Here is a 13081-nt window from a genome sequence, read left to right as displayed (position 1 = left end):
TCAGCTGCCTAAATGATATGTAAGCGGTAACAAACGGGGAGGGGCATATATGAGTACGACGGTCATTGTATCTGGAGCAAGAACACCATTTGGAAAACTAGGCGGTGCTCTCAGTGGTTTGACTGCCGCAGAACTAGGCGGTATAGCGATCAAGGCTGCACTGGAAAGAGTTTCGGGTTCTCATGAAATAGATGAGGTCATCATGGGATGTGTTTTACAAGGAGGGCAAGGGCAGATTCCTTCAAGGCAAGCAGCAAGATATGCTGATCTTCCTTGGTCTGTTCCAACACAAACCATCAATAAAGTCTGTGCATCCGGAATGCGCAGTGTGAGCACGGCAGATCAAATCATTCGAGCCGGAGATGCTGAGGTCATCGCAGCGGGCGGTATGGAATCGATGTCTCACGCTCCTTATCTGCTAAAAAAAGCGCGATGGGGCTACAAAATGGGAGATGGTGCAGTACAAGATGCGATGATTTTAGATGGGTTAACCTGTTCGTTTACAGGCGTTCATATGGGTGAGTATGGAAGTACGGCTGCAAAGGAGCTCGGCATTACGCGCGAAGAGCAGGATCTGTGGGCGCTCAGAAGTCATGAACGGGCCATCGAAGCGCAAAAAAACGGCTTTTTTCAACATGAAATCACCCCCGTCACCGTCAAAATAAAAACGGGAGAACGGCTGATCACAGAAGATGAGTCTCCGCGGCGTGATACGTCATATGAACGGCTGTCTAAGCTCATGCCTGTATTTGATCAGAAGGGGACCATCACCGCTGGAAATGCACCAGGTGTCAATGATGGTGCAAGTGCGCTCCTTTTAATGAAAGACACGTATGCTGCACGGCATGACGTAAAGCCAATGGCAGTTGTTCTCGGTCATGCTCAGGTTGCTGTAGAGGCGAAGGATTTTCCGAAAACACCAGCCTTTGCTATCGAGAAGCTTTTAAAGAAAACAGGAAAGCGCCTAGAGGATATTGATTTGTTTGAAATCAATGAGGCCTTTTCAGCTGTGGCTTTGGCATGTGAAAAAATAACCGGGATCGACCGGCGGAAAATGAATATCAACGGGGGGGCTGTCGCACTCGGTCATCCGATTGGGGCAAGCGGAACACGCGTGATATTGACATTGATTCATGCATTAAGACAAAGAGGCGGAGGCATTGGCATTGCGGCGATTTGCAGCGGAGGTGGTCAAGGAGACGCCATCATGATAAAGGTAGATGAAAAGGGAGGCGTTTATTGATGAGTATAGAAGAGACCGTTATGGTCGTTGGGGCTGGTCAAATGGGATCAGGCATTGCCCAAGTGTTTGCTCAGTCAGGCTATACAGTCTTGCTCCATGATGTATCAGAAAAGCAGATTCATCGAGCGATTTCCTCCATGACCAAACAACTGACGAAGCGGGCAGAAAAAGGAAAGCTGGCACATCAGGCAGTCCGAGATATTACGCAGCGGCTTGCCGTTTCCACAGATTTAAAAGACATGCAGCAGGCTCATTTAGTCATAGAAGCCGCATCAGAACAAATGAGTGTGAAAAAACAAATCTTTGAAACACTTGATCAATTTGCAGAGGCTGAGGCCATATTTGCGACAAACACGTCTTCCTTGTCGATCACAGAATTAGCAGCTGTGACGAGCAGACCGGAGAAAGTGATTGGCATGCATTTTATGAATCCGGTTCCTGTCATGAAACTGGTTGAAGTCATTCGAGCACTGCAAACGAGTGATGACACATATCAAGTTGTTTATGAAACAGCGAAGACATTAAACAAAACCCCAATTGAAGTGGAAGACTTCCCGGGGTTTGTATCAAATCGCATATTGATGCCAATGATCAATGAAGCCATTTACACCCTGTATGAAGGCGTAGCAGATGCAGAAAGCATTGATGACGTGATGACACTTGGGATGAATCATCCAATGGGGCCGCTTCGTCTAGCTGATTTCATCGGACTTGATACATGTTTATTTATTATGAATACCCTTCACGAGGGACTTGGAGACAGCAAATATCGGCCTTGTCCTCTTTTGAAAAAATACGTGAATGCAGGCTGGCTGGGCAAAAAGACAAAGAGAGGTTTTTACACATACCACGACCACTCATAGGGGGAGTCAAGATGGATGTTTTGCTTACGGATAAACAGCGTCTCTGGAGAGAACAGACAGCAGAATTTGCACGCCAGCGTATATTCCCTGAAGTAGAAGCCATGGAACAAGGCCGGTTTCCAAAAAACCTTTTAAGTGAAATGGGACGGCAAGGCTATCTAGGAATTCCAATACCAGCTTCGTATCAAGGCTTAGGAGCAGATTTTACAACGTATATCATCGCAATCCATGAATTATCGAAAGTGAGTGCGACCATCGGTGTCATTGTGTCCGTTCATACATCTGTTGTGACGATGCCTATTTTGACTTTTGGAACGAAGGAACAAAAAGAAACTTATGTGCCGCCGCTTGCATCCGGGAAGAAGCTGGGCGCCTTTTGTCTGACTGAACCAAAGGCTGGATCAGATGCCTCCAGTATTCAGTTAAGAGCAGAGCGTGTGGGCGACGATTATGTATTAAATGGGACGAAAATCTTTATCACAAGCGGCGGAGAAGCAGAGCTATATCTTGTCTTTGCGGTGACTGATCCGGCTTCTGCGAGAAAAAATATATCGGCGTTCATTGTCGAGAAAGATACACCGGGATTTACGATTGGAAAAGATGAGAAAAAGATGGGACTGCACGGTTCAAAAACAGTCACGCTTCATTTTGATGGCGTGCGGATTCCAAAAGATCAGCTGCTCGGTGCAGAAGGAGAGGGCTTTCAAATTGCCATGTCCAGCCTAAATGCAGGGAGAATCGGAATTGCGGCTCAAAGCCTTGGCATTGCAGAAGCCGCTTTAACCGAGGCAGTGACCTATTTAAAGAAGCATCCAGCAGGTCTTGAAACGACCATTCGGCTGGGCGATTTGGCGGCGAAGCTTGAGGCGGCCAAACTGCTCGTCTATCAAGCGGCTTCTTTCAAAGAGGCAAATCGACCGGTCACAAAGGAAGCATCAATGGCAAAGCTATTTGCGTCAAAAACGGCGGTAGAGATCAGTACAGAAGCGATCCATTTGCTAGGCATGGATGGTTATACGAATCGCTATCAAGCAGAACGTTACTTTCGTGATGCGAAAATTTGTGAAATCTATGAAGGAACAAGTGAAATTCAAAGGCTGGTCATCTGTAAACAGCTAATATGAAACGAGGTGGCTCACGATGCAGTTCCAATTAAGTGATGAACATGAAATGATTCAAAAAATGGTGAGAGACTTTGCGAAAAATGAAGTGGAGCCAACAGCAGCAGAACGAGACGAAACAGAGACATATGATCCATCTATTTTTCGCAAAATGGCGGAGCTCGGTTTGACGGGTATCCCTTGGCCGGAAGACGTGGGCGGAATTGGCAGTGACTATTTAGCCTACGTCATAGCAGTTGAGGAGCTTTCAAGAGTGTGTGCCTCTACAGGTGTCACTCTGTCCGCTCATACATCTCTTGCTTCATGGCCAATCTATACTTTCGGAACAAAGGAACAAAAAGAGAACTACTTAAAGCCGCTTGCAGAAGGACAGAAGATAGGAGCATACGCGCTTACTGAGAGCGGTTCTGGTTCAGATGCTGGCGGAATGAAGACAATGGCCGTAAAAGCAGGCAGTGAATATGTCTTGAACGGGGCGAAAATTTTTATTACAAATGGGGGCATTGCAGATTATTATATTGTGTTTGCCGTAACAGACCAAGAAGCTTCGTCTCGAAATACAACTGCTTTTATTGTAGAAAAAGAGACACCTGGTTTTTCCGTTGGCAAAAAGGAAAGTAAACTGGGCATACGTTCTTCGCCAACAACTGAAATTCGATTTGAAGATTGCCGAATTCATGAAAGGAACCGGCTCGGTCAAGAAGGAGAAGGGTTCAAAATAGCCATGATGACACTCGATGGCGGCAGAAACGGCATTGCTGCACAGGCGGTTGGGATTGCTCAAGGCGCTCTTGATGCGGCGATTGATTATGCCAAGGAGCGTAAACAATTTGGCAAACCAATCATTCAGCAGCAAGGGATCGCCTTTAAGCTGGCTGATATGGCAACAGCGATTGAAGCATCAAGGCTGCTTACTTATCAGGCGGCATGGCTTGAAACGAAAGGCCTCCCGTATGGAAAGGAATCAGCCATGTCCAAGCTCTTTGCCGGTGATACAGCGATGAAGGTGACGACAGAAGCGGTTCAAATCTTCGGCGGGTACGGCTACACAAAGGATTATCCAGTCGAACGATACATGCGTGATGCGAAAATCACTCAAATTTATGAAGGAACACAGGAAATCCAGCGTCTGGTCATCTCAAGGAAACTGCTAGATATGTAGAAAACAAGCAAAGACCGCCTGAACGTGAGGTGGTCTGTTTTCGTTCGTCATCAGTTTTCAAATGTAAGCGCATTGTCAATGTTCATCCATATCATCATCGTGTTATGTTAAAATTAGGGAAAATATCAATATGGAGGTTATGAACTCAACATTTATGGGCATTTTGGCAATCGTCACGATGGTGATCTGGATTATGGTGTCCGCGGAGCTTTCGAAATCTCCAAAAAAGCAGGAAGAAAAAGAAAACAGCCACAGAAAACTAATCGTACTCATGTCTGCTGGAATGTTATTCACGATTCCTATCGTTGTCTCATTCATTCAGAACATCCCATTTTAAAACAGACGAGAAAAAACTAAACGACAAAAAGCATGCCGTACACACTCTAGGTGCTCCCCGTGAGAAAAATCAAAAATTAACATCAATAAAGGTGGCATAAACTCCCCTAATTTGTTTATAATGAGAGGTATGGTTTGTCGTAAGAATAAGGTATAAATACTTATTATTTCACTGATAAATGGATACATACATGTAATAGAAAGGGAGTGTCTGACCTTGAGTTTGAAAGAATACTCACAGGAACAGCTCAAACAAATGTCTTTAGTTGAACTTGCTTATGAAATTTTCAGAGACAGCAAAACACCAATTACGTTTTCCGAGTTAATAGATGAAATTGTCCGTTTGCAAGGAATACAAAAATCCGATCTTGATGATCGACTTGCTCAATTTTATACAGACTTAAATATAGATGGCCGCTTTATTTCGTTAGGTGATCAGAGATGGGGACTTCGCAGCTGGTATCCAGTTGATCAAATCGAAGAAGAAGTTCAGCCAGCTGTGAAAACAAAAGCGAAAAAGAAAAAATCAAAAGCAGCTGTCGTTGAAGACGACTTCGATGAAATCGAAGAGGAAGAAGAAATCGACGAGCTTGAAGAAGACCTTGATCTTGTAGAAGACGACGATGATCTCGACCTAGACGATGATGAAGAAATCGAAGAAGATCTTGAAGACTTCGACGAAGATGATGATGAAGATGATGACGGCTTAACGGAGATTGATGAAGACGATTTAGACGATGATGAGGAAGAGAAATAACCCTCTCAAACCGGTCCTCAAAACAGGACAAAACCGTCTTGACTTTCCTGAGCGAACTATGTAGTATGTATTTTGGGCTCTCTAAAAAAGAGTACGTAAAGATACGTTCATTTACGCTCCCTTTCATTTATTTGAAAGGGAGCTTTCTTATTTTTCAAGAGATTTAGGGATACACTCTAAAAAGGATGAAGCTGTGCATGTGTAGACATGCAAGGGTAAAAAAGAGAGGAGCATACGAAATGACAAAGTATATTTTTGTAACAGGAGGAGTTGTTTCCTCACTTGGAAAAGGAATCACGGCTGCATCGTTAGGCCGCCTTCTGAAAAATAGAGGGATGGATGTTACCATTCAAAAATTCGATCCATACATCAACGTAGACCCAGGGACAATGAGTCCATACCAGCACGGTGAGGTTTTTGTCACAGATGATGGTGCGGAAACAGACCTTGACTTAGGTCACTACGAGCGTTTCATTGATATTAACTTAAATAAGTACAGCAACGTCACAACTGGTAAAATCTATTCTACTGTTCTGAAGAAAGAGCGCCGCGGTGATTACTTAGGTGGAACAGTACAGGTCATTCCCCACATTACAAATGAAATCAAAGACCGCGTGTACCGTGCCGGAAAAGAAACGGGTGCAGATGTGGTCATTACAGAAATCGGCGGAACAGTAGGAGATATCGAATCCCTTCCATTCCTTGAAGCCATTCGTCAAATGAAGAGTGACATCGGCCGTGAAAACGTGATGTACATTCATTGTACCCTTGTTCCTTACATCCGTGCAGCGGGTGAATTGAAAACAAAACCAACACAGCATAGTGTAAAAGAACTTCGCAGTCTTGGTATTCAGCCAAACGTCATCGTGGTCAGAACGGAAATGCCAATGACGCAAGATATGAAGGACAAAATTGCGCTGTTTTGTGATATTGATACAAAAGCTGTTATCGAATGTCAGGATGCGGACACGCTATACTCCATTCCGCTTGATTTACAAAAACAAGGGCTGGACAAGCTAGTATGTGAACATATGAAACTTGACTGCCAAGATGCGGACATGACGGAGTGGACAGCGCTTGTTGATAAAGTGCAAAACCTTTCGAAACAAGTCACAATTGGTCTTGTAGGGAAGTATGTTGAGCTGCAAGATGCTTATATTTCAGTCGTTGAATCACTTCGTCATGCTGGTTATGCGTTTGATGCAGATGTTCAAATTAAATGGATCAATGCAGAAGAAGTGACAGCAGAGAATATCGCTGATTTCGTACAAGATGTTGACGGTATTATTGTTCCTGGAGGCTTCGGAGACCGCGGAGTAGAAGGGAAAATCATTGCTACACAATATGCCCGTGAAAACAAAGTGCCATTCTTCGGAATCTGCTTAGGAATGCAAGTGGCATCTATCGAATACGCGAGAAACGTATTAGGCCTTGAGGGAGCTCATTCAGCGGAAATTGATCCTGAAACAGCATTCCCAATCATTGACCTTCTTCCAGAACAGAAGGATGTAGATGATCTAGGCGGAACACTTCGTCTCGGTCTATACCCTTGTAAATTAAATGAAGACTCAAAAGCATTTGCTGCATACAATGACGAAGTGGTCTACGAACGCCACCGTCATCGCTACGAGTTTAATAACGAATACAGACAGCAAATGGAAGCAGCAGGCTTTGTCTTCTCAGGTACAAGTCCAGACGGACGTCTTGTTGAAATTATTGAGCTGAAGGATCACCCTTGGTTCCTTGCTTCTCAGTTCCACCCAGAATTTGTTTCAAGACCGACAAGACCACAGCCATTATTTAGAGATTTCGTTGGTGCTTCACTTCAAGCATCTGAATCAAAATAAAACAAAAAACTGCCGAGAATATCACTTCTCGGCAGTTTTTTTATTCATATTCCTCGACGATTTCCTTCACAGTAAACGATAGAGCGTGGTAGACGTATAAGCAGGTCATTAAAGCAGGATAACCAAACCTTGTCCCATCTTCAGCGGGCACAAGCGGTTTCTTGAGCTGGAAATCAATGTGGACATCACAATGCTCTTCAATCGTGGACGGCTCCTTTTGTGCCGGTCCTACACCAACAACGGGCGTACCTTGTTCGTGCAGTTCTTTGACAAGAGATTGAATTTCTGGATCTTCTGGGTCTGAATAAAATAGCAGCACCCTGTCACTTGGATGAAGTAAGCTGCGCTCCTTTTGATCGAGCGGCAGTACCTTCGCACCGGGAAATGGCTCCTTGCTTTCAGATGCCTCTAGGGCGACAGCAGCCAGTTCATTCTTTCCGTGAAAATAAACGGCATGTCCACTGACCACAGCCTGTGCAAGAAGGCGTGCACCGTCCTCAATCGCTTCAGCCTGTTTTTCTCCAATACGTGAAAAAATACCTGATAACTGGGTCGTAAAAATTTTTAACAAGACTCATTTCCTCCTTCGGTCAGATCATTTTATAATAGAATATAAAGAGAATATTAGGAAAAATGCTCAGAAAATGTCGTAAAGTAAACTATTATAATTAAAGGAAATGTGAAAATCAAACAGAATTATTTAACAACAGCTCTTTTTATGGCGAAAAATGAAAGTAATGGGGTGTAACAGATGAATGAGAAAATTTTAATTGTCGATGATCAGTACGGTATTAGAATATTATTGAATGAAGTGTTTCATAAAGAAGGCTATCAAACCTTTCAAGCTGCCAATGGACTTCAGGCATTAGATATTGTGAAAAACCATAGACCGAACCTTGTCCTGCTTGATATGAAAATTCCCGGAATGGATGGTATCGAAATTTTAAAACGAATGAAATTAATTGATGAAGACATTCGTGTCATCATTATGACAGCCTATGGAGAATTAGATATGATCCAAGAATCCAAAGAACTCGGTGCATTGACGCACTTCGCTAAGCCTTTTGATATTGATGAAATCCGAGATGCTGTTAAAGAATACCTGCCGCTTGAAACAAATGGCTAGATGGAAATGATTGAATCGAGTCATTCTGTTGCCGATTTGTCGAATAATTGGTATTCTAGAAAAGAAGAAGAAAGCGATCTGACTTTGAAAGTTTACATATGGCGAGAAATTCTGGTCATGCTAGGGTGGAGAGCTTTTTTTAGCAAGCAAATTAGCTACATAGGGAGGATTTTTCATCATGCCTTTAGTTTCAATGACAGAAATGTTGAAAGACGCAAAGGAAAAAGGTTACGCTGTTGGACAGTTTAACTTAAATAACTTAGAATTCACGCAAGCGATTTTACAAGCTGCTGAAGAAGAGAAATCTCCTGTTATCTTAGGAGTATCTGAAGGAGCAGGACGCTACATGGGCGGCTTCAAAACAGTTGTCGCAATGGTTAAAGCGTTAATCGAAGAATATAATGTAACAGTTCCTGTTGCGATTCATTTAGATCACGGTTCAAGCTTTGAATCTTGTGCAAAAGCGATTCATGCAGGATTTACTTCTGTCATGATCGATGCTTCTCACCATCCATTCGATGAGAATGTGGAAACAACTGCGAAAGTCGTTGAACTTGCACATTTCCATGGTGTGTCTGTAGAAGCTGAACTTGGAACTGTTGGTGGGCAAGAAGATGACGTCATCGCTGAGGGCGTTATTTATGCTGATCCAAAAGAGTGCCAAGAGCTTGTAGAACGCACTGGTATTGACTGCCTTGCACCTGCATTAGGTTCAGTACATGGTCCATACAAAGGTGAACCAAACCTTGGTTTCGCTGAAATGGAAGAAATTGGTAAAACAACTGGTCTTCCACTTGTTCTTCACGGCGGAACAGGTATCCCAACTGCTGACATCAAGCGTGCAATTTCACTTGGTACAGCAAAAATCAATGTAAACACTGAAAACCAAATTGCTTCTGCGAAAGCAGTACGCGAAACACTTGCTGCAAAAACAGAAGAGTATGATCCACGTAAATATCTTGGACCAGCTCGTGACGCAATTAAAGCGACTGTTATCGGCAAAATGCGCGAATTTGGTTCTTCTAACCAAGCATAATTTGATGAGAACCGAAAGCCGCCTGAGTCACAGGCGGTTTTCTCCATATCTTGAGAAAGCGCAATCAAATTTACATTTCAGACAATTTATTGATAGGAGAGTGGCACAGTTATGTTATTTTTCGTAGATACAGCGAATATTGAAGATATCAAAGAGGCGCACGAGCTTGGCATTTTAGCAGGCGTCACAACAAACCCTAGTTTAGTAGCGAAAGAAAAGGACGTCTCATTCCACGACCGCCTTCGCGAAATCACTGATGTGGTATCAGGTTCTGTCAGTGCAGAAGTGATTTCCTTAAAAGCAGAGGAAATGATTGAAGAAGGAAAAGAGCTAGCTGCCATCGCACCGAATATCACGGTCAAAATTCCAATGACTACAGATGGCCTTAAAGCTGTCAAAGCATTAACAGACCTTGGAATTAAAACAAACGTCACATTGATTTTTAGTGCAAACCAGGCACTTCTTGCAGCTAGAGCTGGTGCGACGTATGTTTCTCCATTCCTTGGCCGCTTAGATGACATTGGCCAAAATGGTCTTGATCTCATCAGCGAAGTGAAAACTATTTTTGATGTTCATGGATTAGATACACAAATCATTGCTGCATCTATTCGTCATCCGCAGCATGTGACAGAAGCTGCGCTTAGAGGTGCTCATATCGGCACAATGCCGCTGAAAGTCATCAAGCAACTGACGAAACACCCATTAACGGATGCAGGCATTGAGCAATTTTTAGCAGACTGGAATAAATAAATGATTGTGGCAGGCGGGACGTCTCTCGTTTGCCGCAGTTTTCCTTATAAACGCTAAGAAATGTTTTGTGCAAAGAAGAGAACATCACAGCCTCGCAAAGCTTCGATTATTTTTCTTCCGACAAATTTCGTTTAACCTGTATTCTTTCTCTTGATATTGGCTAAATTTTGGACAAGACCTTTTAAAGCGCGACATCCACAAACAGTATAACTCCAACAGTGATCTTCTTTAAGAAGGGAGACAAATATGGAAAAGTTAAACATTGCCGGCGGTGATCCCTTGCGCGGGACCGTACATATTAGTGGTGCGAAAAATAGTGCTGTGGCACTGATTCCTGCCACGATTCTTGCTGATTCTCCAGTAACCATTGAAGGCCTTCCGCATATATCAGATATCGACACATTACGGGATCTGTTAGAAGAAATTGGCGGAAAGGTCACTTTTGAAAAAGGTGAAATGGTTGTGAATCCTGTTTCCATGATCAGTATGCCGCTTCCTAATGGAAAAGTGAAGAAACTGCGTGCATCCTATTATTTAATGGGCGCCATGCTGGGCAGATTTAAGCAGGCTGTCATCGGACTGCCAGGAGGATGCCACTTAGGACCTAGGCCGATCGATCAGCATATCAAAGGCTTTGAAGCACTTGGAGCCGAGGTGACAAACGAGCAGGGTGCGATCTATTTGCGTGCTGAAAAATTAGTCGGAGCCCGGATTTATCTTGATGTTGTCAGTGTAGGTGCGACGATCAACATCATGCTGGCAGCCGTACTGGCTGAAGGAAAAACCGTGATTGAAAATGCTGCAAAGGAACCCGAAATTATTGATGTAGCGACACTGCTTGCAAGCATGGGAGCCAAAATCAAAGGTGCGGGTACCGATGTCATTCGAATCGAAGGTGTAGAATCTCTTCATGGCTGTAAGCATTCAATCATCCCTGACCGCATCGAAGCAGGAACATTTTTAATAGCTGGTGCAGCGATGGGTGATGAAGTTGTACTTGATAATGTGATCCCAACTCATTTAGAATCAATTACGGCGAAACTTAGAGAAATGGGGTTCACCATTGAAACGAGCAACGATCAGATGCTGATCGTTGGCAGAAACGAAGGACTCAAGCCTGTCGATATCAAAACCCTTGTGTATCCGGGCTTTCCGACTGACCTTCAGCAGCCGATGACGGCGCTGTTAACAAAAGCAAAAGGCACGAGTGTGGTCACAGATACGATCTACTCAGCCCGCTTTAAGCACATTGACGAATTGCGTCGAATGGGTGCAAACATGAAGGTTGAAGGAAGATCTGCTATTATTACCGGACAAACACGGCTCCAAGGAGCAAAGGTCAAAGCAAGTGATCTGCGTGCAGGCGCTTGTCTTGTTGTCGCAGGGTTAATGGCAGACGGTGTGACCGAAATCACAGGGCTTGAACATATAGACAGAGGATATAGTTTGCTTGAGAAGAAGCTTGAAGGCTTGGGTGCAACCATCTGGCGTGAAAAGCTGAATGACCAAGAAATAGAAGAACTTCAAAATTCATAAGGCTTTGACTGTGAGAGGAGATTTGGACAAAAATGGAAAGAAGTTTATCGATGGAACTAGTACGGGTGACAGAAGCAGCTGCATTAAAATCTGCCCGTTGGATGGGAAGAGGATTAAAAGACGAAGCGGATGATGCTGCAACAAGTGCAATGCGTGATGTATTTGACACCATTCCGATGAAGGGAACAGTGGTCATTGGCGAAGGAGAAATGGACGAAGCACCAATGCTTTATATTGGGGAAAAGCTTGGGAACGGATATGGACCTCGCGTGGATGTCGCTGTTGATCCATTAGAAGGAACAAACATTGTGGCAAGCGGCGGCTGGAATGCCTTAGCTGTCATTGCAGTTGCAGATCATGGCAACCTGCTGAATGCACCTGATATGTACATGGATAAGATCGCAGTAGGTCCAGAAGCGGTAGGCTGCATCGACATTGAAGCGCCTGTCATTGATAATCTTCGCGCTGTTGCAAAAGCAAAAAACAAAGATATTGAAGATGTGGTTGCAACGATTTTAAACAGAGATCGACATGAGAAAATTATTGCTGAACTGAGAGAAGCAGGAGCAAGAATTAAACTGATCGACGATGGTGACGTTGCAGGAGCCATTAATACAGCATTTGATCACACAGGTGTTGATATTCTATTTGGTTCAGGCGGAGCGCCTGAGGGTGTCCTTTCTGCTGTAGCGTTAAAGGCACTTGGTGGTGAAATTCATGGTAAGCTTCTTCCTCAAAGTGAGGAAGAACTAAGACGCTGTGAGAAAATGGGGCTGGATGTTGGGAAAGTCCTCAGAATGGAAGATCTCGTAAAAGGAGATGACGCCATTTTTGCAGCGACAGGTGTAACGGACGGAGAATTACTTAAAGGTGTTCAATTCAAAGGCTCTGTTGGAACAACACATAGTGTTGTCATGCGGGCGAAATCAGGTACGGTTCGTTTCGTAGACGGCAGACACAGCTTAAAGAAAAAACCGAATCTTGTCATTCGTCCGTAATCTGAAAGCGGGTATTCATTACCCGCTTTTCATATAGGTGTCAAATGTATATCATTTTCTTTTAAAAGTTGAATATTCTCTGCAAATGAGGTAAAACTAAAGAGTGCTGCGAAATTTTCTGCGAATTTACTTCTTTTAAGCTTCAACAAGTTTAAATACTGCCGCATCATGACGATATACTCATTATCCTTCTCTATGTTGACAAAGCTCTATTTCACATTGTTCCTATCTTTCACGATAAAACGAGTGGGAGCGTTACCATCAGAGCGAGGTCATTCCAACAACAACGGAATTAAAAGCTAATCA

The 13081-nt window shown here is 43.6% G+C and carries 13 protein-coding genes; 12 read left to right on the top strand and 1 reads right to left on the bottom strand.

The annotated features are described in order from the left end of the window. Positions 1-49 precede the first annotated feature (49 nt). From H7F25_RS15860 to pyrG, 7 genes are all read left to right on the top strand, one after another. Complete coding sequence (locus H7F25_RS15860; protein ID WP_122631631.1) at positions 50-1243, top strand: acetyl-CoA C-acetyltransferase; 1194 nt, start codon at positions 50-52, stop codon at positions 1241-1243. After that, the gene (locus H7F25_RS15855; protein WP_024423755.1) at positions 1243-2106 is read left to right on the top strand and encodes a 3-hydroxybutyryl-CoA dehydrogenase; all 864 of its coding nucleotides are present in this window, start codon (positions 1243-1245) and stop codon (positions 2104-2106) included. Before H7F25_RS15860 ends, H7F25_RS15855 begins: the two co-directional genes overlap by 1 nt. An 11-nt stretch (positions 2107-2117) precedes the next feature. Beyond that, on the top strand, positions 2118-3230 hold the full coding sequence (locus tag H7F25_RS15850) for an acyl-CoA dehydrogenase family protein (protein ID WP_185853909.1): 1113 nt from the start codon (positions 2118-2120) through the stop codon (positions 3228-3230). 16 nt (positions 3231-3246) lie between these two features. Then, positions 3247-4389 (top strand): acyl-CoA dehydrogenase, encoded by a 1143-nt coding sequence (locus H7F25_RS15845; RefSeq protein ID WP_185853908.1) that lies wholly within the window; start codon positions 3247-3249, stop codon positions 4387-4389. 139 nt (positions 4390-4528) lie between these two features. Then, the gene (locus H7F25_RS15840) at positions 4529-4726 is read left to right on the top strand and encodes a hypothetical protein (protein WP_103131723.1); all 198 of its coding nucleotides are present in this window, start codon (positions 4529-4531) and stop codon (positions 4724-4726) included. Between the two features lie 216 nt (positions 4727-4942). Next, positions 4943-5482: a DNA-directed RNA polymerase subunit delta gene (gene rpoE, locus H7F25_RS15835; protein ID WP_044330927.1), complete on the top strand. Its 540-nt coding sequence runs from the start codon at positions 4943-4945 to the stop codon at positions 5480-5482. 239 nt (positions 5483-5721) lie between these two features. Beyond that, entirely contained in the window at positions 5722-7329 is a 1608-nt protein-coding gene (pyrG, locus tag H7F25_RS15830) for a glutamine hydrolyzing CTP synthase (protein WP_024423750.1), read from the top strand. Positions 7330-7369: 40 nt separating this feature from the next. Here the strand turns inward: pyrG and H7F25_RS15825 are convergent, their stop codons facing one another. Beyond that, complete coding sequence (locus H7F25_RS15825) at positions 7370-7900, bottom strand: DUF2529 domain-containing protein (RefSeq protein WP_024423749.1); 531 nt, start codon at positions 7898-7900, stop codon at positions 7370-7372. A gap of 180 nt (positions 7901-8080) precedes the next feature. Between H7F25_RS15825 and H7F25_RS15820 the strand changes: the two genes are divergently transcribed. The 5 genes from H7F25_RS15820 (at position 8081) to glpX (ending at position 12775) form a co-directional block, all read left to right on the top strand. Beyond that, positions 8081-8455, top strand: a complete 375-nt coding sequence (locus tag H7F25_RS15820) for a response regulator (protein WP_003214681.1) — start codon at positions 8081-8083, stop codon at positions 8453-8455. 178 nt (positions 8456-8633) lie between these two features. After that, the gene (locus H7F25_RS15815) at positions 8634-9491 is read left to right on the top strand and encodes a class II fructose-bisphosphate aldolase (protein ID WP_024423748.1); all 858 of its coding nucleotides are present in this window, start codon (positions 8634-8636) and stop codon (positions 9489-9491) included. Between the two features lie 111 nt (positions 9492-9602). Then, positions 9603-10241, top strand: coding sequence for a fructose-6-phosphate aldolase (gene fsa, locus H7F25_RS15810; RefSeq protein WP_024426351.1), 639 nt, complete (start codon positions 9603-9605; stop codon positions 10239-10241). Positions 10242-10487: 246 nt separating this feature from the next. Next, complete coding sequence (locus tag H7F25_RS15805; protein WP_103131722.1) at positions 10488-11777, top strand: UDP-N-acetylglucosamine 1-carboxyvinyltransferase; 1290 nt, start codon at positions 10488-10490, stop codon at positions 11775-11777. Between the two features lie 32 nt (positions 11778-11809). Further along, on the top strand, positions 11810-12775 hold the full coding sequence (glpX, locus tag H7F25_RS15800) for a class II fructose-bisphosphatase (protein ID WP_012011567.1): 966 nt from the start codon (positions 11810-11812) through the stop codon (positions 12773-12775). Positions 12776-13081 lie beyond the last annotated feature (306 nt).

The organism is Bacillus sp. PAMC28571 (assembly GCF_014250435.1).
Classification (GTDB): domain Bacteria; phylum Bacillota; class Bacilli; order Bacillales; family Bacillaceae; genus Bacillus; species Bacillus safensis.
Note: the sequence above shows the minus strand (reverse complement) of the source record. Positions and strands in the feature narration are given on the sequence as shown.